The following is an 18997-nucleotide window of genomic DNA, read 5'->3' as shown; positions in this document are numbered from 1 at the left end:
GTTTATGTGTAGAATAGCACTAGGAAACTTAATGGACTTTACATCCCGGAAAACCCAAAAATATAAAAGAAAAGCGATATAAAATGGATGTTTTTAAAGTAAAAGAACACATCCCTGACCTGCTATCTGACACTTGGGGCATGTTTTTCCAGCCAATCGTGACCATATTTAAGCTTATCGAACTAGGAAAAAAGGAAAAGGCCTCGAGGCTTTTCTTTTTGTGCGGGCTGGCACTCTGCGTTGCTATGTTAACCTCGCCAAACATAGAAGATGGAGTCAGTATTAGTTTGGTGCCCTTTTTTCAACTTGTGGTGATAGAGTTAATTGCGATTTTATCTTTGATTTTTCCTGCCACATTATTCCTAGGTCGAAAGGAAATGAGCGATGTAGCTAATGTAACAGTAGCCGCATTTGCTATAAGTGCTTTGCAGTTAATTTTAAACTCTTTTTTATGGTCGTTCAGCAATGGTCTATCTTTGTTCTTTTATCCAGAGCTAGTCCTTGATGTGACTGAAGCAAAATCTCTATTTCTAGATCATGAGCTTTTCGCAACGTACGTAGAAGGGTTTGATTACCAGAATAATATTGGCTATCTTCTTATCTTTGGTTTTACGTTCATAATCGACTTGGTTATAAGTTTCTCCTGCTACTTCGCTTTCTGGTTAGCTTTATTAAACCTTTACCCTGACATCAAAGGAAGGTTTTTTAGAATATTAGTTGGTTGTTATTTTCTTCATTTAATAATCTTCTATCTCTTTACTCCGGTTGTGATGTACCTTTATCTTAGGTAAAAGCAATTAGCTTTTGACAAGGTTTTGTCTGTGGTATCCACATGTATTGTCCGAGAAAAAGGTCAGTAATGACCAAAGAGCAGAAGTGTGTGTGGCTCCATTGCATACTAAAATTCACATAGTTGCGATAGGTTTGCAGTAGGCAAATGTGTTGATTAGTATCGGCACTTTTTATCAGTTGAGAAAGTTACAAAGTGCGTGAGCACAATAAAGCGATCATAAGGAAATTATGTGATAACACATTACGAGAAAGTACATGAGAACATAAATTCATTGCTTGCCTTCCTGAATCAGCTTGGAATTGATGGGGAACTAAAATCGCATTTAGAAAGTGACTATTTATTAGCAACTGATTTTTTAGAAAATTTCGAGAATGGACAGCAAGATCAGTTAACGGAAGATGGAAGGGCCGCTGTAGGGGGATTGCATGAGCTATATAAGTGGTTATGGTCAATTAAAGATTGTGATGAATTTGATGCACTAATACCTCACTTAAAAATGCTGTCTCAATCGGCCACTAGGATAAACTCTAAAACTACCATGTTAAGCCCTGTTACGGAAAAACAAGATGACAAAACTAATAAATTGATTGAAACTATTGTTGCAATGTTCGCAGTAAAAGTTGGTAGCGAAATTGATTTGGATGATCCAATCTTATCATCAGGTGGCGATAATCCCGATATCATTTTTAATTATGAAGGTAACAGGATATCAATAGCTTGCAAAACCCTGCGGGGCGAGTCTGTAAATACCATTTTGGATAATTTTAGATCTGCTGCAAAACAAATAAAAAGAGCGGATTGTGACTTTGGGTACATTGCGATAAATGCAATGAATATACTTCCCCACAATAACATTGTTGAAAATGTATACCTCGATCTAGAAGAGCCATTCCATGAACTTACCTCTGGTCTTATTAGTACTTATAGGTCGTTGCCTGAAGTCGCAGAAGAAGATTTAGCCGAGATTTTCGATAGCTCAAAAGTTCGACCTGTCATACTTACGTTTGTGCATTCGAATACTAAATTATCATCTATGGCGGGCAATGTATCCACCATGATTAAGTCTACTTTTGCGTCACGTTTGCTTGAACGAGACAGTAAACAATTTGATATTGATTTTTTGGCAATGGTGAATGAGTTTATCCACCAAAGACTATGAGCCTATGTAGCGTCAATTACCTTGGCCGGTTCGTATTGCCTCATTAAAAAATAACACTCTGCCAATCGCTCGGTTTTTTCAGTCCAAAATCATTCCGTTTGCATTAACTGAGTTAGTTTAGCTTGATAAGTCTGGTCACGTAAACGCAACGCTGAAATACGTCTTTGCGGGGTTCGAACTTGTCCCATATCGTGGCGGCCAGGATAACGTACTGAAAGCCACTCAATGATATCAGGGGCTGTGCAGTGAGGCTCTAATTGAAGTTTAAATTTAATATCATCCCAGGCGTGTTCAAACGGGTCTTTACGGGTCCGCCAGGTACGCGGAAGACTCCGCTTGTCTTTTGGCTTTTCAAAACGAAAGTAATCGAGAACGTCTGACTCTGTGGGTGCTGAATGACTCTGATTCCGTTCAGCCGGTTTATCAGCATACTGCTCGGTTTTGGCGGTGCCGTTAATATTCCAGGCAAAGGTCATTAGGTTATTTTGCAACACTTTTAACTCAGACATTAACGTCACCGGGTCGAGTTGTAAGTACATTGCGGTCAAATCGTCTTTGACGCCTTGCTGTACGTGCGGACTATTTAAAATACGTTGGTAAGGGGTCAGTGCTTTGTCATATTGTTTCGCCACTTTGGCACCGGTACGTGTTTTTTTGAGTAGTTTTACTGATGGCTGAAAGAAGTTTACGTATTTTCGTAACACACTATAGAACTTCGCGAGAGCCGTCCATGCTTTAGGGCCCTCGAAACGGTCGTAACCGACTAAGCGCCGAACAACGGAGCCGTTTTTCTCTTCGACAAATGCTTGGTCATTCTTTTTATAAGCCCGCGAACGAGTAAATGTGATTTTGTTTGATTCACAGTAATCCAGGACTTCGTAATTAATAAATTCTGAGCCGCCGTCTGTATCAAGTCCCAACAGCGTAAACGGCATGAGAGAGCGAGCAACGCTAACGCCGTTAATGACATCCGCCGCACTTTTTCTTAACAACGGCATGCATTCAAGCCAACCGGTGCTTACGTCCACCATCACTAGCGAGTTAAGAAACGTGCCATTTGCATCATCTCCACAATGGGCAACTAAATCAACTTCATAAAACCCGGGCACTATGTCATTCCAGTCGGCGAAAGTTCGCACTTGAATTTTGCTCTTTAAAAGGGCTCCGGCTTTGGTTTGGCTTAGTCCCTGAACTTGTCGAGAGCGTTCAGGTTGAAGTATTCGATCAACAGTGGCAGCGCTCACTGTCATAAGTTTTTTTCGTATGTCGCCTGATATTCGCAAGTGGCCGTGTCGCTCCATCGCCGCAACTAAATCAGGTATAAAAGGAACAAATCGCTTGGAGCACACTTGATTCGCGGTATTCCAGACTTTAATGAGCACGTGGCGAAACTGATCATCATAAACCTGAGCTCCAGGTCGGGATTTGGGTTTTAACGATACGATATCGATTGATGAACTCTTTTTGCATAACAGAACGAGCGCATATTTTCTGTCGTAACCGGTTGCCGCCACAAAACCATCGAGGATCTTGGTTTTTTCCGGGCGTTTTGCTGCTAAGTACCGCTGCCGGATGCTTAATAACATTTCGCGGCGAGCGGCAAGACTCATAGTAGTCGTCATAAATCACCTAATATCATTCCCGTAGAGTTTGATTTTAGATGAGGCAACCGAGCTTGCTAGGTTTGATTCTTAGTGAGTCAATGCGGACCGGCCACCGTAATTGTCGCTCAATAATGAGCCTAAACCACTTAATAAGTTGACGCTCTTGGCACTTAGCGGACTTTGGGGGCTACCTGATGTATTGAATGGTGACACTTGAAGTCTTAAGGAAATCACTGCATTTCAAACCTGAAATTTCCTACAAGAATGTTTAACTATCTCTTATTTTAACGCTTTCAAAACGGTAATAACCTATTTGCTTTTTGAGGAGGTGAAATTTGGGGGATATAACACTTAGCTACGATGGAGTAGTTTTGGGAAATGTTAGTTATTCTAGAATTCCGGTAAAGGATGACTTTTTGATGTTTGAGGGAGCTGCGTTCATTGTAAATAAAGTTATTTTGATTGAGGGCTCAACTGAAACTTCTGATGCTCTTGTCGTTATTGAGCCCTGTCAAACAAAGGGGATAGACTATTTAAACTAACGCACCGAATGTTTCATTATCCGAGCCTTCTGGCGTTGCCAGTCGCGCTCTTTAATGGTGTCGCGTTTGTCATGTGACTTTTTACCCTGGGCTAAAAATATTTCCAGTTTTGCCCACGGGCCTTTCCAGTACATGGTTGTGGCAACTATGGAATAGCCCTCACGCTCTGAGGCGCCAATAAGCTTATCCAGCTCGCGGCGCTTCAGCAGCAGTTTACGGCTGCGGTCGGGCTCGCAGTAAACGTGGCTCGAGGCTTGGTTAAGTGGCTGAATTTCGGCACCCAAAAGGTAAGCCTCGCCATTTTTTATAATGACGTAGCTGTCGCTAATGTTGACCTTGCCAGCCCGTATGCTCTTAATTTCCCAGCCTTGCAAACTGACACCCGCCTCGAACTTGTCTTCAAGGAAGTATTCATGCCGCGCTTTTTTATTACGAGCTATGGTATTGGATGATTGTTGTGGTTTCTTTTTACTCATGACAGCCATTATACCTATGCGCACTGAAAAGAAAATTGCTTTAAGGGCTTCAAAGCGTTTCTGGTTGCGTTATTATTGCGCAGTTGATTTTAGTCGTAGGTAAAAAAATGCCGAGTATCGAGAAAAGTGCTTTAGTTTCGTACAGCGCCAAACAAATGTTCGACCTCGTTAACCACGTTGAAGCTTACCCGGAGTTTGTACCCGGATGTGCTGCTGCGCGGGTGCTGGAGTCGTCAAGCCAACAAAAAGTGGCTGCGTTAGATATAAGCAAGGCGGGTATCAGCAAAACCTTTACTACCCGCAATACGCTGCACGAACCCGAACGTATAGACATGGACCTGGTAGACGGGCCATTTAAAAAATTAACCGGTGGCTGGGTATTTACGCCACTGGCCGACGACGCCTGCAAAGTTGAGCTTAAGCTGGACTTTGAGTTTTCCAGTCGCTTGCTGGGCATGGCCTTTGGTAAAATATTTAAAGAAGTGACTTCCCGTATGGTCGATGCCTTTGTGAAAAGGGCGGAGCAGGTGTATGGAAACCAGCATGGGCAATAAATTAACCATTGAAGTGGCATACGCTACTCCTGACAAGCAAGTGCTGCTAACGGTGCATCCGCAAGAGGGCGCAACGGTGGAAGAGTGCATACGCATGTCGGACGTGTTCGAGCAGTTTCCGGAAATTGATCTTGAACAGCAAAAAGTGGGTATCTGGAATAAGACGGTGAAGTTAAATGCACAACCGCGAGACGGTGACCGCATTGAAATTTATCGCCCGTTAATTGCCGATCCAAAAGCCGTACGCAAACGTCGTGCGGAAGAAGCCAAACAGTCCGGCCGGGCTAATCGGGTTACCGGTGGCCGACCTGACACAAATCGCCGAACGCAGGCCGAGGAGTCTAAGCCAGAATGAAGCTGTATATCATGCGTCATGGTGAAGCAAACTACCCACAGGGCAGCTATTCCGATCGCGAGCGCCGTTTAACCACTAACGGTGAACACGAAGTTATAACCACGGCGAAATGGCTGATAGACAAACAGCCGAAGGTTGACTGTGTTTATGTCAGCCCTTATATACGTGCTCAGCAAACGGCTTCTATTTTATTGTCGCACCTGAAAACCGGACAGAAGCAAAATTGCGATGATATTACCCCCGATGGTCATGCCGGTTCGGTTGTCAGTTGGCTTGCTGCGGAAATTCAGCAGCACGGCTATGAGAGTGTGGTGTTGGTGTCGCACATGCCGCTAGTGAGTTATTTAGTGCATGAACTGGATGCCAGCGTGCAGCCTCCTATTTTTCCGACAGCGGGTATTGCGGTTGTCGACTTTTCGCCGGAAACTTTACGCGGTAAATTTCAGCAGCTGTTAATTGCAGAGCGGTGTGCGGGCTAACTGCTAGCTCGCAACTTTTAACAGTACCAATAACGACGCCGCGCCACCCCATTCCAGCGGCGCCTGATGAAAGGCCCGAACATGCGGATGCTGTACTAACCAGTGCGGCAGTTGTTGTTTTAATTTACCACTGCCGTGCCCGTGCATAATGCAGCAACAGTCTATGTGTTCGCGCTCACATGCCAGTAATAACGCCGCTAACTCCTGGCGTGCCGTGGCTAATGTCATGCCGTGTAAGTCCAGCAGCAACTCGGGCGTGTAGTCTCCCCGGCGTAATTGCTTAACCAAATACCCCGACTCACCCTCCGCGGCAAAACGTACCGGGCCGTCAGCAAAGTGCGCTTCAAAATCATCGGAAAAATAATGACTGGCCGAGCGACTGGCGTCGGCAATTTGCTGTGCGCTGGGGTCTTGCGATAGCTGTCGGCGCTGCCGTAATTCAGCAATTTTGGGTGGTTCCGGCGGCAATTTGTCCTGCTTTATGCGGGCAGCACCTTTTGCGGCTTCACGAAAAAGCTCGATATCGTCTTCAGAAAGTGATGATGACTGACGTTTGTTTGCAACCATGATTGATGAAAACCGCGCTGAATTAAGGTATCTTTAAGGCATTAAGTTTATTCAGTATAAAACATTCAGTGGTCGGGAGACAGCCTTTGCAAGTGCGTAATCTGGAACAAGCCATTCAAGAGTTAGTAAGCATTGATGATATTACCCGCTGGAGCGTAACTCAGCTGAACCAGTCGGATGTGTATTATGGTCATGGCACCGACAACCCAATTGATGAAACCCGGGCTTTATTAAGCTTCGTGCTACAGCTAACAACGGCTCAGCTAGCCGCTATGGGTCATTGCCGTATGCTCAACTCAGAGAAACAAGAGTTTGTCGAGTTATTAAAGCAACGTATTGAACAGCATATTCCGGCTGCGTATCTGACTCATCAGGCCTGGTTTGCCGGGTTACCTTTTTATGTTGATGAACGAGTTCTGGTGCCGCGCTCGCCAATAGCCGAGCTTATTGAAAATGGCTTTCAGACCTGGTTAGTCGAAGCCCCGCACCGTGTTCTGGACTTATGCACCGGCGGTGGCTGTATTGCTATAGCCTGTGCCTATGCGTTTCCTGAAGCTGAAGTCGATGCGCTGGATATTTCCACGGAGGCGTTGGAAGTGGCTGAGTTCAACATTGAACAGCACGGTTTAACTCATAGAGTGACGCCCATTCAGTCGGACTTATTCGATGCAGTAAAAGCCGAAAAATACGATTTAATTGTTACCAATCCTCCGTATGTCGATGCCGAAGATATGACTGATTTACCACCTGAGTATCACCATGAACCGGAACTTGGGCTGGCGGCTGGCGAAGATGGTTTGATTTTGGTAGACAAAATGCTGATGCAGGCTTCGGACTTGTTGAACGACGGCGGCCTGTTTGTTTGTGAAGTGGGCAACTCAATGCCGGCTTTAGCTGAAAAGTATCCGGAAACGCCTTTTATGTGGCTTGAGTTTGCTAATGGCGGTGACGGAGTATTCTTACTGACAAAACAGCAACTAATTGAACATAAACAACGGGAAACTAAGGCCAGCTAATGCCAGGAAACAGTTTTGGGCAGTTATTCAAAGTTACCACCTTTGGTGAAAGCCACGGACCTTCGCTCGGTGCCGTTGTTGACGGTTGTCCTGCAGGGTTAGAACTAACCGAAACCGATTTACAGGAAGCCTTAGACCGGCGTAAGCCAGGACAAAGCCGCTATACCACTGCACGTCGTGAGGCCGATCAGGTCAAGATCCTCTCCGGGGTATTTGAAGGTGTGACAACCGGTACATCAATTGGTTTGCTGATTGAAAACACCGACCAGCGCAGCCAAGATTACTCTGACATAAAAGATACCTTCCGTCCCGGCCATGCCGATTACACCTACCAGCACAAGTACGGTGTACGTGATTATCGCGGTGGCGGACGCTCTTCAGCGCGTGAAACCGCAATGCGGGTGGCGGCTGGTGCTATAGCCGATAAATTACTGCAACAGCAGGGCATACAGGTTCAGGCGGCATTAACGCAAATGGGCGATGTTGTTGCTAATAACATTGACTGGCAGCAGGTACGCGAGAATGAACTGTTCTGCGGCGACGCCAATGCGGTTGAAGCTATGCAGGAGCTCATTCGTCAGCTGAAAAAAGAAGGCGACTCAATTGGCGCAAAAATTCGGGTGCAGGCTACTGGTGTGCCCCCAGGCTGGGGTGAACCGGTTTTTGACAGACTGGATGCTGATTTAGCCAAAGCACTGATGAGCATTAATGCGGTAAAAGCAGTGAGTGTTGGCGATGGTTTCGAGGTTGTGAGCCAGCGTGGCAGCGAACACCGCGATGAAATGACGCCGGACGGCTTTTTGTCGAACCACGCGGGCGGTGTCTTAGGCGGTATTAGCAGCGGCCAGCCTATTTTTGCCGATATCGCCTTAAAGCCAACGTCCAGTATTGCTATTAGCGGCCGAACAATTGACCGCTGGGGCAATGAGCAGGCTATAGTGACGAAAGGTCGTCATGATCCTTGTGTTGGCATACGTGCGGTACCTATTGTTGAAGCTATGACCAGCCTGGTTTTAGCGGACCACTGGTTACGCCAGCGTGCGCATAATTTAACCGCGCAAACTGAAACACCGGATATTAGTCGCTAAGCGAATATGAGTGATACGTCAGAACACCATTATGAGCGCTTAATTGATATTTTTAACCGCTGTTTCAGCGAAGATTGCAACACAATACTGGTTGCCGGTGACGACGAACCGTATTATCAGCCTGCCTCGGAAGAGGGGGAACCGCATAAAGTGGTGTTTGCTCATGGTTTTTTTGCTTCAGCGCTGCACGAGACCGCGCATTGGTGTATAGCGGGCAAAGCGCGGCGCAAGCTGTTTGACTATGGCTACTGGTATGAGCCTGACGGGCGCAACGAAGCCCAGCAGAAATCCTTTGAGCAGGTTGAGCAAAAGCCGCAGGCTTTGGAGTGGCTGTTCTCTTTGTGTTGTGACTTTCCGTTTCAGGTAAGTGTGGATAATTTGAATGGCGTTGAAGTCGACAGGCAGGCCTTTACCGAAGAAGTGGCTGCACAGTTAAACCGTTTACTGGAAGAAAATACTATACCGCCACGCGCTGCAAAGTTTGCAAAAGCACTCTGTCACGACTTTAATTGTAGTTGGCCTAATCGCCAAACAGTTAATTGTAATAGTAAATAAGGAGTTATCTATGTTTTTAAGAGCATTACTGGTTACCATCGCAATATTCGGTTTGAGTGCCTGTGAAACCATGGAAGGTGCGGGTGAAGATATAGAAAACGCTGGTGAAGCGATCCAAGATGAGGCTGATGACGAGTAGTAATGGAAACAAGCAGTAGACTCACCGTAGGTTTTATTATTAACCCATACGCAGGTATTGGCGGCGCCTTAGCTTTAAAGGGAAGCGATGGCGCCGATATTCGGGAAAAAGCATTAGCGGCGGGGGCCGAGAAAAAGGCCGCTAAAAGAGCTGAAACCGCATTAGAACTTTTGCAACCATATAAGCAGCAACTTCATTTTGTTACTGCCGCCAATGAAATGGGCGCGGATAGCCTCAAAGCTCTGGGCTTTTCATTTAACTCAGTCTATAAGGCTGCTGAAACGCCATCCTCACCAGAAGACACAAAAAAAGCAGTGTCTGAAATTGTGACTCATAATGTCGATATTCTTTTATTCGCTGGCGGTGACGGTACTGCGCGCGATATTTATCAGGTAGTTCCTGAGCAACAATTAGTTTTGGGTATACCGGCCGGCGTTAAAATTCATTCAGGCGTTTACGCTATTAGTCCAACTGCTGCCGGACGGGTTATTGAAAAGATCCTGCAGGGTGAGTTATCCAGTATTCATAATGCCGATGTAATGGATATTGACGAAGAAGCCTTTAGAAAAGGTACCGTAAAAGCCCGGCGTTTTGGTGAAATGTCGGTACCGGCCGAGCTTGAATATGTTCAGGCAGTAAAAATGGGCGGTAAAGAAAGCGACGAGATGGTACTGGATGATATTGCTGCTGAAGTCACAGAGCGTATTGACGACGAGCTTTTAGTCATGGGGTCTGGCTCTACAGTAGAAGCTATTATGCAGTGTATGGGGCACGAGAATACTTTGCTCGGTGTCGACTTAGTCGAGCAGAATAACCTGTTAGCCAGCGACGTAACCGAAAACCGTTTATACGAAGAAGTGGCTAAGCGCGAAACAGGAAGCATTAAATTGGTTATAACCTTAATTGGCGGGCAGGGACATATATTTGGTCGTGGAAATCAGCAATTAAGTCCACGGGTTATTCGGCATATTGGTAAAGAGAACATTTGGGTGGTTGCGACTAAAACTAAGTTGCAGGCACTGAATAACAAACCACTACGTATTGATACGGGCGACTCAGAATTAGACCGGGAACTTTCAGGCACTATTCGGGTTATTACCGGCTACCACGACGAAGTTCTTATGCCGGTGGCAGCCGTAAATTAATTTCAGGCTTATTTAGAACTGAGTTTTTGGCATGTGTACAACCAGGCCGTCTAATTCGTCAGTTACTTCTATCTGACAGCTTAAGCGGCTATTGTCCTGCGGGTCTAAAACCATATCTATCATGTCTTCTTCCTGCTCTGAAGGAGCAGGAATCTTGCTTTGCCACTCAGGTGGTACGTAACAATGGCAGGTTGCGCACGACATAACGCCGCCACATTCGCCAATAATGCCGTCAATAAAGTTTTCGACAGCGGCTTCCATAACGTTGGTTCCTGCATCGACAGTAGCTTCAAATTGGTTACCATCGGCATCAACAAAGTAAACGGTTGGCATGATAAATTCTGTATCCTGTTAAAAAATAAAAAGTGAGCAACAAATTCTGTGGCGGTTAGGATAAAATACCTGCCCTTTAACCACAACGCTAAACTTTCAAGGTTCCTCATGCTGGAAAAGCTGTTTTCAATTAAAGCTAGCGGTAGTTCGGTTAAGTCAGAGGTTATTGGCGGGCTCACAACCTTTCTGACTATGGCTTACATTATCTTTGTTAATCCGTCCATTTTAAGCGAAACCGGTATGGATTACGGAGCCGTATTTGTCGCTACCTGTCTGGCCGCGGCTATTGGCTGTCTGGTCATGGGCCTGTGGGCAAATTATCCGGTAGCACTAGCTCCGGGTATGGGACTAAACGCTTTTTTTACCTACACCGTTGTTTTTAGCATGGGCTACACCTGGCAGACGGCCCTTGGAGCGGTGTTCTTTTCCGGTTGTTTATTTTTCTTGCTGTCGGCTTTGCGTGTGCGTGAGTGGATAATAAAGTCCATTCCAACCACATTGCGTTTGGCTATTGCCGCAGGTATTGGGGCTTTTCTGGCATTAATTGGTTTGCAGAATGCGAATATTATTGTGGCAAACGACGACACTATGGTGACTCTGGGTTCTTTGTCTGAGCCTTCAGTACTGCTCGCCGCAGCAGGCTTCTTTCTCATTATTGGGTTAGTCGCACGGCAAATACAGGGTGCGGCTTTAATCAGTATTTTGCTGGTAACGGTTATTGCCTGGGCAACCGGGCTGGTTGAATATAATGGTATTTTGTCTGCACCACCGAGCTTGCTGCCAACCTTTATGCAAATGGATTTAGCGGCGGCTTTTGATATTGGCATGCTGTCGGTTATTTTTGCTTTCTTGTTTGTGGATCTGTTTGATACGTCTGGCACTTTACTGGCGGTGGCGCAAAAAGCGGGGCTGGCAAAAGCCAATGGCGAAATGCCGCGCTTGAATAAAGCATTAATGGCAGACAGCACTGCAACCGTTGCCGGGTCCATGCTGGGTACCTCAACCACCACCAGTTATATCGAGTCAGCCGCAGGAGTGGCATCAGGTGGTAAAACGGGGCTTGCCGCGGTGGTTGTTGGCATTTTATTCTTATTGGCAATGTTCTTTGCGCCGTTGGCTGGTATGATCCCTGCCTACGCAACCGCAGGTGCAATTATTTATGTTGCGGTGTTAATGCTGTTTACGCTGAAAGACGTAGAGTGGGACGACATTACTGAGGCCGCGCCGGTAACAGTGGTTTTATTGATGACACCACTGACATTTTCGATAGCCGACGGCATTGCATTAGGGTTTATTAGTTACGTTGTGGTGAAATTACTGGGCGGACGCTATCAGGATTTAACACCAAGCGTCGTTTTCTTGGGCGCACTTTTTGTCGCTAAATTTATTTGGTTAGGGTAACGAAATTATGGGATGGCATTCAAACCGCGAGTTTTTTGTATCATGGGAAGAGTTGCACCGCGCAACGCGTGAACTAGCGCGTCGGCAATTACCGGCGGAGCAATATAAAGGTATTATTGCGGTTAGCCGTGGTGGTTTGGTTCCGGCGGCAATTGTGTCGCGCGAGCTTAATATTCGTGTTGTCGACTGTGTTGCTGTCAGCTCATATGACCACACAGAACAGCGTGACGACTTGCAGGTAATGAAAGACGTAACGGCAACGGAAGACGGCGAAGGTTTTCTGGTCGTTGATGACTTAGTGGATACCGGCAATACGCTTAAGTTTTTGCGGGAACGCTTGCCGAAAGCTAAGTTTGTGACGGTTTACGCAAAACCCAGTGGTATGGAAATGGTCGACGATTTCGTTGCCGACTTAGCCCAGGACACCTGGATCCACTTTCCGTGGGATATGCACTTACATTACATTGAGCCTTTGGCGGGTCAGGAGTCTTAAGACTCGCTCGTTAAAAAATTAAGACAAAAAAATGGCCTGATAGTTTTCGCTATCAGGCCATTTTTATTAACGGCATAAGTTAGAGTTGTTGCTGTATGAAGCTAATGCAGTCATCTAAATTGATTTTCTGCTTCTCTCCGCCTTTGCGGCTTTGGTACTCAACCTGGTTTTCGTCAAGGTTACGTTCACCAACCACAACCTGATGAGGAATACCTATGAGCTCCATGTCGGTAAACATGACCCCGGGGCGTTCCTTACGGTCATCAAACAGCACATCAATACCTTGAGCCTTTAAATCGGTATAAAGCTTTTCAGCGGCTTCCTGTACCCGTGCAGACTTGTGCATATTCATTGGCACAATAACAACCTGGAAAGGTGCTAAAGCTTCCGGCCAGCAAATACCGCGCTCGTCGTTATTTTGCTCTATGGCGGCAGCGACTATGCGCGAAACACCTATTCCATAGCAGCCCATGGTTAAAGTTTCGTGTTTACCGCTTTCAGACAACACACCAACTTTCATCGCGTCGCTGTATTTTTTGCCCAGCTGGAAAATATGACCAACTTCAATACCGCGGGCAATTTTGACTTTGCCCTGACCACAAGGGCTCGGGTCACCAGCAACGACGTTGCGAATATCGACAACGCTGAAATCACCGGTGTCACGTTTCCAGTTAACACCGGTTAGCCACTGACCATTTTCATTTGCACCACAGGCAAAATCGGCAAGGTGAGCCGCGCTGCGATCAACCAGCAATGGTAATACTGCGTTTACTACGCCAATATAAGGAGCTTCTACGCCAGTGGCTTTTTCAGTTTCAGTCAGCACTTGCAGCGGAGCCGCGACCTGAGCGAGTTTCTCGGCTTTTACTGTGTTCAGTTCATGGTCAGCGCGAAGAACTAGCTGAACGTATTCTGATTCAATGTCGTCCGCTGCTTTAACAATAAAAGACTTGGTTGCTTGCTGGCTTTCTACAGACAAAGGCTGTAATACAGCAGCGAGTTCGTCGCCTTGTACTGCATGCTTTTCCACTTTTTGATTCGGAGCAGGGCGTTCACCGGCAGGAGGTAGAGCTTCTGCCATTTCCACGTTCGCGGCGTAATCTGAAGAGTCAGAAAACGCGATGGCGTCCTCACCGGAGCTTGCCAGCACATGAAACTCGTGCGAGTGACTTCCGCCAATAGAGCCTGTATCAGCTATAACCGGACGATAATCCAAACCAAGACGCTCGAAAATACGGCAGTAGGCCTGATACATATCGTCGTATGTTTTCTGCAGAGATTCGTCGGTCAAATGGAAAGAGTAGGCGTCTTTCATTAGAAATTCGCGCGCACGCATAACGCCAAAACGAGGGCGGATCTCGTCACGGAATTTAGTCTGAATTTGAAATAAGGTTAATGGCAGTTGTTTGTAGCTACTAACTTCCTTACGTACCAGTTGACTGATAATTTCTTCGTGGGTTGGTCCCAGTAAAAAGTCACGTTGGTTGCGGTCTTTTATACGCAGTAATTCCGGGCCGTAGTCGTCCCAGCGTCCTGACTCCTGCCAAAGATCGGCGGGTTGTACCATTGGCATTAAAATTTCCAATGCGTTAATGGCTTCCATTTCCTCGCGCACAACGTTTTCAACTTTGCGCAGTACACGCAAACCGGTTGGCGTCCAGGTATACAACCCAGCGGCGACTTTACGGATCATACCTGCCCGCAACATCAGCTGATGACTCACGATCTCAGCATCAGAAGGTGTCTCTTTAAGCGTTGATAATAAATATTTGCTGCTGCGCATAGTCCGGCATCTCTGCAAGTTATAGTGGTCAAAAATTAGAGCGAAGTTTAGCAGTGTCTGACTCAGCTCAAAAGCCTTTTACAGCTGTTTTAACGAGATTTCTTCAACAAAAACGGTGTTTTGTTGTACATACCAGCGAATATTGTAGTTCAAAAGTGTTGTGCCGTAATTTCTCTGGTTTTCCTGTGACTTGTGGTAAGCCGGTCTGGGGTCCTGCCTGAGCACTTCAGTAATTAGTGCTCTAAGTTCAGGAGTTCGTTCTAGTTCTTTAATCAGAGTAGACTCCGCCGCCTCTAAAAATTCCACCGTTAAGTTTTCTTCCGGTTTCTGCTGAGCAAATCCCGCACGAGCTTCACAAATGGCGTCGACGTAGGGAATATAAGGCTTTATATCAACAATAGGGGTGTTATCCACCAAGTCAGCTCCGCGAACAGTCAACACCACTTTAGGTTTGGTTTCTACTGCAACTAACTCAACCACAGATAAGCCTAATTGATTCGGCCGGAAGGGGGAGCGGGTGGCAAAGACGCCCAATTGTTCATTACCGCCAAGCCGTGGTGGGCGAACGCGTTCCTGCCATGAACTGTGCTGATGAAACTCGAAGGTTAGCCAAAGATGAGAGAACTGCTCTATGCCCTCTATGGCTTGTGCATGCTGGTAATTTCCAACTAACTCAACCTGAGCTAATGCAGAGGGAGCCAGACCGGGTTGCCGGGGAACACTAAACTTTTCAGGAAAAGGCGTACGAATGATAGCTATGGGTGTTAATTGTTGCTGGCTTTTCATTCTGCCTCCGTTAGTGAATACCCATAATTGTGGTAGCCAATTTGACCACATAGTTTGTTAATTCACTAATCTACAAAGTAGATATTTATTTAAATATATGATTATTAACACTTTTTAATTTTGGCATAGGCGTTGCAAAAACCAGTTATAAGCAACTTTTAATGCTTTAGGGTTTGGCATGAATCGTTTTAATAACAATAGGAAAAGAAAAATGATGAAACATAAAATTTGGCCTTTAACTTTAGGTTTTATTGGCTTGGTTACGGTGAGTACAGCCGCATTTTCTGCTGAAAGCGAACGTACCTTAAGCAGCAGCTATATCGTCAGTAGCGATACAGAAATTCATTTAGACGCAACGGTGGGAACGGTTGAGCTAAATGTAACCGACGGTGATACGGTCGGAATTGAGCTTCGTGTAGAGTCAGACGACGACGGCTGGTTTGTCAGTGGTGGTGAGCTCGACAAAGTGATTATAAAAGGTGAGCGAGACGGGAATCGTCTGGAAATTTCTGCTACGCCTGATGACGACATGTCACAACACTGGGTTGTATCCGTGCCGCGTAGCCGGTTACTGGAGATAGATCTGGGGGTTGGACAGATTGAAGGTGACGTACCGTTCAACGATTTAAAAGTTGATTTAGGTGTTGGTGATGTCTCTTTGAATTTGGCGAAGGGCGACTACAAGCAAGTAGAAGCTTCGGTAGGAGTTGGCGATACCAGCTTAAAAAACTTCGGCAATACTCAGGAAGACAGAATGATTGTGACATCTGAGTCGCGTTATCAGGGGAATGGCTCTGTCAGAGTTCAGGTTGAAGTTGGCGTTGGCGACGTGACATTGAAACAAGGCCATTAATCACGCCACTGAATAGCACGGCCTACGCAGCTGACTTCACTGTAACAGATGGAGTCGGCTTCTGGCTTAAAAGAGAAGCACTGAGTACCGATAACGGCATGAGCTTTAAACCGGGCAGCGTCTTCCTGCAGGGCTTGAACTGCATCGTTAGCTGAGGCTTTTGCGCCTTTAAACTGTCGCTGGCAGCTTTCACCATTAACAATACTTATCAACTCGTATGCGCGTGAAGGCTTATTGTCACCACGATAAACTTCAACATCACCTGAGTCGATCTGATGAGAGCCCCCTGACATCTGAGGTAAGATGCTACAGGCAGAAAGGCCGAATAATGGCGTTAATACGAATGCTATGAAACGATAGCGCAATGTCGATCCTTGCCAGTTTGAATTTTCTATAGCCTAATCAAGCTGAGCCTATTGTTCAACAAAAAGCGTAATCAATACTCTTTATTAGTACCGATTACGCCTTATTTACGCTATTTAATTAAAAAAGCTTCTAGCGATTTGCCATTATCAATTGCTGTTTTCATGGCTTTGGGCATACGACCCTGGCCGGTCCAGGTTTGTTTTTCACCGTTTTCGTCAGTGTATTCGTATTTAGGTGGCTTAGGTGCTCGTTTTTTACGAGTGGTTTTAGCAATAGGTTCGCCACCGAGCTCTTGCTCTAATATGTCTGACAATTCAATGCCGGCATCAGCCATGGCACTTTTAAATTCTTTTATTTTTTTCTGCTTTGCTTCGTTCTGGCGTTGCTTTTCAGCTTCCTCTTCGCGACGCTGAGAAATTACCGAATCAAATTTAGATTTAACACTTTCCAGTTCATTTAAATCTAGTTCTTTTAATGCTGCTTTTAAACGGCGTTCGTGACGAAGAATGTTAATGAATTCACTCATTTTTTGCTTACCTTATTTGATTGCTTAAATATTGGTTTGTCTGATTATAGTTGTTATCACAGTTTAAGTTGAAATTTCTTTTTATTGAATAAGTACATAGAAATAGAGAAAGGGGATTAAAATCACCGTCTAGCGTTACTTATTAACAATTACTTATAATTACTATCAATACTGCTCGCTTTTTACTTCATGTTTATATGACTCGTTTAAAGTGCATTTACGACTTAATAAGTCGATAAATTTATAATTTTTAGTTCCTAAAACGAAAAAACACCAAAACATTTAACATGCTTTGGTGTTTTTTGTTATTAACTTTACGAAGTGTTTACATATTTGGGTAGGTAGGTCCGCCACCGCCTTCGGGCACAACCCAGGTTATATTTTGGCTGGGGTCTTTAATATCACAAGTTTTACAATGTATGCAGTTTTGCGCATTAATTTGAAAAACTTGTTTACCGTCTTCTTCAACCACTTCATAAACCCCGGCAGGGCAATAGCGTTGCGCCGGCTCTGCATACTTCGGTAAATTGACCTCTAATGGAATATTAGCGTCACTGAGCTTTAAATGGCAGGGTTGATCTTCTGCGTGATTGGTATTGGATAAAAAGACCGATGACAGACGATCAAATGTCAGTTTATTATCTGCTTTTGGATAGTCGATTGCCGTATAGTTTTCGGCTTTACCTGTAGCTTTATAGTCTGGCGTCCACTCTTTAAATTTAAAGGGCAGTTTACCACCAAACCAATTTTGATCGACCATATTATAAGCGCCGCCAAGTATTGTGCCCAACTTATGCACAGCACCACCGAAATTGCGTGAGCGATACAATTCATCAAATACCCAGGACTTTTCAAACGCTTCTTTGTAGCTGGTAATGTCGTCGTTGGCTTTACCATTTTTTAGCTGTTCAAATACACATTCAGCGGCCACCATACCCGACTTCATTGCGGTATGGTTTCCTTTAATTTTAGCAAAGTTTAAGGTGCCTGCGTTGCAGCCAACCAGCAAACCTCCGGGGAAGGTCATTTTTGGTAACGAATAATAGCCGCCTTTAGCAATAGCGCGTGCGCCGTAGGACACCCGTTTACCATTTTCTATAACTTGTTTAATAGCCGGGTGAGTTTTGAACCGCTGAAACTCCTGAAATGGATTCAGGTAAGGGTTAGCGTAGTTAAGATCCACAATAAGACCTAAGTACACTTGTCCGTCTTCGGCATGATAAAGGTAACCGCCGCCAGTGGCGTCACTGTCGGTTAGCGGCCAGCCAGCGGTATGAACCACTTTGCCGGGCTCGTGCATGTCCTGTGGTACATCCCAAATTTCTTTAAAGCCTAAACCGTAATGCTGCGGGGTGCTGTCTTTATCCAGTTCAAACTTGCTAATCAGCTCTTTGCCTAAATGACCGCGACAACCTTCTGCGAATAAGGTGTATTTAGCACGCAGTTCCATTCCCGGCATGTAGCCGTCTTTTTCGCTGCCATCTTTAGCAACGCCCATGTCGCCAGTTTGAATGCCAGCAACGCTGCCATCGTCGTTATACAGAATTTCAGAAGCCGCAAATCCGGGGAATATCTCAATGCCCAGTTGTTCGGCCTGTTCTGCCATCCAACGGCACAGGTTACCCATGCTGGCAATATAATTGCCTTTATTATGGAAGGTTTTAGGGACACTAAAGTCTGGCAGGCGACTGTGGTTATTTTCGTCTTTTAGCAATAAAACATCGTCGCCGGTTACTTCGGTGTTGAGTGGAGCGCCGCGCTCTTTCCAGTCAGGAAAAAGCTCGTTCAGGGCTCGAGGTTCGAACACCGCGCCGGATAATATATGAGCGCCAATATCTGCGCCTTTTTCAACCACGCATATCATGAGCTCTTGCTCATTTTCCTGCGCGAGTTGTCCGAGTCGACAGGCGGTTGCCAGCCCTGATGGGCCTGCACCAACTATGACGACGTCAAATTCCATGCTTTCGCGTTCCACATTAACCTC

The 18997-nt window shown here is 45.6% G+C and carries 22 protein-coding genes; 13 read left to right on the top strand and 9 right to left on the bottom strand.

The window, feature by feature from the left end:
* Nucleotides 1–83 precede the first annotated feature (83 nt).
* Complete coding sequence (locus tag ACN0RF_RS04380; protein WP_417438180.1) at nt 84–791, top strand: hypothetical protein; 708 nt, start codon at nt 84–86, stop codon at nt 789–791.
* 231 nt (nt 792–1022) lie between these two features.
* On the top strand, nt 1023–1952 hold the full coding sequence (locus ACN0RF_RS04375) for a hypothetical protein (RefSeq protein ID WP_417438179.1): 930 nt from the start codon (nt 1023–1025) through the stop codon (nt 1950–1952).
* 89 nt (nt 1953–2041) lie between these two features.
* Here the strand turns inward: ACN0RF_RS04375 and ACN0RF_RS04370 are convergent, their stop codons facing one another.
* Both ACN0RF_RS04370 and smpB read right to left on the bottom strand, forming a co-directional pair.
* Nucleotides 2042–3574 (bottom strand): integrase catalytic domain-containing protein, encoded by a 1533-nt coding sequence (locus ACN0RF_RS04370; protein WP_417438178.1) that lies wholly within the window; start codon nt 3572–3574, stop codon nt 2042–2044.
* A 520-nt stretch (nt 3575–4094) separates the two neighbouring features.
* Nucleotides 4095–4574 carry an SsrA-binding protein SmpB gene (smpB, locus tag ACN0RF_RS04365; protein WP_034820895.1) on the bottom strand — a complete coding sequence of 160 codons (480 nt, stop codon included), beginning with the start codon at nt 4572–4574 and terminating at the stop codon, nt 4095–4097.
* Nucleotides 4575–4681: 107 nt separating this feature from the next.
* On the opposite strand from smpB, the gene ACN0RF_RS04360 reads away from it, so the two are divergent.
* The 3 genes from ACN0RF_RS04360 to sixA are packed head-to-tail and all read left to right on the top strand — an operon-like array spanning nt 4682 to nt 5962.
* Nucleotides 4682–5128, top strand: a complete 447-nt coding sequence (locus ACN0RF_RS04360; protein WP_153849005.1) for a type II toxin-antitoxin system RatA family toxin — start codon at nt 4682–4684, stop codon at nt 5126–5128.
* Nucleotides 5106–5483, top strand: coding sequence for an RnfH family protein (locus ACN0RF_RS04355; protein WP_114981510.1), 378 nt, complete (start codon nt 5106–5108; stop codon nt 5481–5483). Before ACN0RF_RS04360 ends, ACN0RF_RS04355 begins: the two co-directional genes overlap by 23 nt.
* Nucleotides 5480–5962 carry a phosphohistidine phosphatase SixA gene (gene sixA, locus ACN0RF_RS04350; RefSeq protein ID WP_114981509.1) on the top strand — a complete coding sequence of 161 codons (483 nt, stop codon included), beginning with the start codon at nt 5480–5482 and terminating at the stop codon, nt 5960–5962. Before ACN0RF_RS04355 ends, sixA begins: the two co-directional genes overlap by 4 nt.
* Before the next feature lie 3 nt (nt 5963–5965).
* Here the strand turns inward: sixA and smrB are convergent, their stop codons facing one another.
* Nucleotides 5966–6529, bottom strand: a complete 564-nt coding sequence (gene smrB / locus ACN0RF_RS04345; RefSeq protein ID WP_034820315.1) for an endonuclease SmrB — start codon at nt 6527–6529, stop codon at nt 5966–5968.
* An 86-nt stretch (nt 6530–6615) separates the two neighbouring features.
* Here smrB and prmB point away from each other — a divergent pair, with 86 nt between their 5' ends.
* From prmB to ACN0RF_RS04320, 5 genes are read left to right on the top strand one after another with little or no spacing between them, the layout of a single operon-like run.
* Nucleotides 6616–7545: a 50S ribosomal protein L3 N(5)-glutamine methyltransferase gene (gene prmB, locus ACN0RF_RS04340; RefSeq protein ID WP_034820317.1), complete on the top strand. Its 930-nt coding sequence runs from the start codon at nt 6616–6618 to the stop codon at nt 7543–7545.
* Entirely contained in the window at nt 7545–8633 is a 1089-nt protein-coding gene (gene aroC / locus ACN0RF_RS04335; RefSeq protein WP_417438177.1) for a chorismate synthase, read from the top strand. Before prmB ends, aroC begins: the two co-directional genes overlap by 1 nt.
* A gap of 6 nt (nt 8634–8639) precedes the next feature.
* Entirely contained in the window at nt 8640–9188 is a 549-nt protein-coding gene (locus ACN0RF_RS04330) for an elongation factor P hydroxylase (protein WP_417438176.1), read from the top strand.
* 10 nt (nt 9189–9198) lie between these two features.
* On the top strand, nt 9199–9327 hold the full coding sequence (locus ACN0RF_RS04325; protein WP_011234141.1) for an entericidin A/B family lipoprotein: 129 nt from the start codon (nt 9199–9201) through the stop codon (nt 9325–9327).
* Between the two features lie 2 nt (nt 9328–9329).
* Nucleotides 9330–10472: an ATP-NAD kinase family protein gene (locus ACN0RF_RS04320; RefSeq protein ID WP_417438175.1), complete on the top strand. Its 1143-nt coding sequence runs from the start codon at nt 9330–9332 to the stop codon at nt 10470–10472.
* A 12-nt stretch (nt 10473–10484) separates the two neighbouring features.
* Here the strand turns inward: ACN0RF_RS04320 and ACN0RF_RS04315 are convergent, their stop codons facing one another.
* A complete protein-coding gene (locus ACN0RF_RS04315; RefSeq protein WP_034820329.1) occupies nt 10485–10805 on the bottom strand; it encodes a 2Fe-2S iron-sulfur cluster-binding protein in 321 nt (106 codons plus the stop codon).
* Between the two features lie 108 nt (nt 10806–10913).
* Between ACN0RF_RS04315 and ACN0RF_RS04310 the strand changes: the two genes are divergently transcribed.
* Both ACN0RF_RS04310 and gpt read left to right on the top strand, forming a co-directional pair.
* On the top strand, nt 10914–12206 hold the full coding sequence (locus ACN0RF_RS04310) for an NCS2 family permease (RefSeq protein WP_417438174.1): 1293 nt from the start codon (nt 10914–10916) through the stop codon (nt 12204–12206).
* Nucleotides 12207–12213: 7 nt separating this feature from the next.
* On the top strand, nt 12214–12699 hold the full coding sequence (gene gpt / locus ACN0RF_RS04305; protein WP_034820335.1) for a xanthine phosphoribosyltransferase: 486 nt from the start codon (nt 12214–12216) through the stop codon (nt 12697–12699).
* Between the two features lie 79 nt (nt 12700–12778).
* Here gpt and ACN0RF_RS04300 read toward each other — a convergent pair whose 3' ends face one another.
* Together ACN0RF_RS04300 and tsaA are read right to left on the bottom strand one after the other, a co-directional pair.
* Nucleotides 12779–14482, bottom strand: a complete 1704-nt coding sequence (locus ACN0RF_RS04300; RefSeq protein ID WP_417438173.1) for a proline--tRNA ligase — start codon at nt 14480–14482, stop codon at nt 12779–12781.
* Nucleotides 14483–14560: 78 nt separating this feature from the next.
* Nucleotides 14561–15268: a tRNA (N6-threonylcarbamoyladenosine(37)-N6)-methyltransferase TrmO gene (tsaA, locus tag ACN0RF_RS04295; RefSeq protein ID WP_417438172.1), complete on the bottom strand. Its 708-nt coding sequence runs from the start codon at nt 15266–15268 to the stop codon at nt 14561–14563.
* Between the two features lie 211 nt (nt 15269–15479).
* Between tsaA and ACN0RF_RS04290 the strand changes: the two genes are divergently transcribed.
* Nucleotides 15480–16121 (top strand): hypothetical protein, encoded by a 642-nt coding sequence (locus ACN0RF_RS04290; protein ID WP_417438171.1) that lies wholly within the window; start codon nt 15480–15482, stop codon nt 16119–16121.
* On the opposite strand, the gene rcsF is transcribed toward ACN0RF_RS04290, so the two are convergent.
* From rcsF to ACN0RF_RS04275, 3 genes are all read right to left on the bottom strand, one after another.
* Nucleotides 16118–16414 (bottom strand): Rcs stress response system protein RcsF, encoded by a 297-nt coding sequence (gene rcsF, locus ACN0RF_RS04285; RefSeq protein ID WP_417438170.1) that lies wholly within the window; start codon nt 16412–16414, stop codon nt 16118–16120. The two genes, ACN0RF_RS04290 and rcsF, sit on opposite strands and share 4 nt — an antisense overlap.
* 182 nt (nt 16415–16596) lie before the next feature.
* Entirely contained in the window at nt 16597–17013 is a 417-nt protein-coding gene (locus tag ACN0RF_RS04280; protein ID WP_417438169.1) for an H-NS family nucleoid-associated regulatory protein, read from the bottom strand.
* Between the two features lie 325 nt (nt 17014–17338).
* Complete coding sequence (locus ACN0RF_RS04275) at nt 17339–18988, bottom strand: electron transfer flavoprotein-ubiquinone oxidoreductase (protein WP_417438168.1); 1650 nt, start codon at nt 18986–18988, stop codon at nt 17339–17341.
* Nucleotides 18989–18997: the final 9 nt, after the last annotated feature.

The organism is Idiomarina sp. (genome assembly GCF_048260185.1).
In the GTDB taxonomy this organism is placed as follows: Bacteria; Pseudomonadota; Gammaproteobacteria; order Enterobacterales; family Alteromonadaceae; genus Idiomarina.
This window is presented reverse-complemented; position numbering and strand designations above follow the sequence as displayed.

Bases quoted from the DNA above. Each gene is read 5' to 3' on its own strand.
- ACN0RF_RS04280 (WP_417438169.1), bottom strand. From the start codon at position 17,013: ATGAGTGAATTCATTAACATTCTTCGTCACGAACGCCGTTTAAAAGCA.
- ACN0RF_RS04355 (WP_114981510.1), top strand. From the start codon at position 5,106: ATGGAAACCAGCATGGGCAATAAATTAACCATTGAAGTGGCATACGCT.
- sixA (WP_114981509.1), top strand. From the start codon at position 5,480: ATGAAGCTGTATATCATGCGTCATGGTGAAGCAAACTACCCACAGGGC.
- smpB (WP_034820895.1), bottom strand. From the start codon at position 4,574: ATGAGTAAAAAGAAACCACAACAATCATCCAATACCATAGCTCGTAAT.
- tsaA (WP_417438172.1), bottom strand. From the start codon at position 15,268: ATGAAAAGCCAGCAACAATTAACACCCATAGCTATCATTCGTACGCCT.
- ACN0RF_RS04310 (WP_417438174.1), top strand. From the start codon at position 10,914: ATGCTGGAAAAGCTGTTTTCAATTAAAGCTAGCGGTAGTTCGGTTAAG.
- ACN0RF_RS04330 (WP_417438176.1), top strand. From the start codon at position 8,640: ATGAGTGATACGTCAGAACACCATTATGAGCGCTTAATTGATATTTTT.
- aroC (WP_417438177.1), top strand. From the start codon at position 7,545: ATGCCAGGAAACAGTTTTGGGCAGTTATTCAAAGTTACCACCTTTGGT.
- ACN0RF_RS04360 (WP_153849005.1), top strand. From the start codon at position 4,682: ATGCCGAGTATCGAGAAAAGTGCTTTAGTTTCGTACAGCGCCAAACAA.
- ACN0RF_RS04325 (WP_011234141.1), top strand. From the start codon at position 9,199: ATGTTTTTAAGAGCATTACTGGTTACCATCGCAATATTCGGTTTGAGT.
- smrB (WP_034820315.1), bottom strand. From the start codon at position 6,529: ATGGTTGCAAACAAACGTCAGTCATCATCACTTTCTGAAGACGATATC.
- ACN0RF_RS04290 (WP_417438171.1), top strand. From the start codon at position 15,480: ATGATGAAACATAAAATTTGGCCTTTAACTTTAGGTTTTATTGGCTTG.
- ACN0RF_RS04320 (WP_417438175.1), top strand. From the start codon at position 9,330: ATGGAAACAAGCAGTAGACTCACCGTAGGTTTTATTATTAACCCATAC.
- ACN0RF_RS04370 (WP_417438178.1), bottom strand. From the start codon at position 3,574: ATGACGACTACTATGAGTCTTGCCGCTCGCCGCGAAATGTTATTAAGC.
- rcsF (WP_417438170.1), bottom strand. From the start codon at position 16,414: ATGTCAGGGGGCTCTCATCAGATCGACTCAGGTGATGTTGAAGTTTAT.
- gpt (WP_034820335.1), top strand. From the start codon at position 12,214: ATGGGATGGCATTCAAACCGCGAGTTTTTTGTATCATGGGAAGAGTTG.
- ACN0RF_RS04300 (WP_417438173.1), bottom strand. From the start codon at position 14,482: ATGCGCAGCAGCAAATATTTATTATCAACGCTTAAAGAGACACCTTCT.
- ACN0RF_RS04315 (WP_034820329.1), bottom strand. From the start codon at position 10,805: ATGCCAACCGTTTACTTTGTTGATGCCGATGGTAACCAATTTGAAGCT.
- ACN0RF_RS04380 (WP_417438180.1), top strand. From the start codon at position 84: ATGGATGTTTTTAAAGTAAAAGAACACATCCCTGACCTGCTATCTGAC.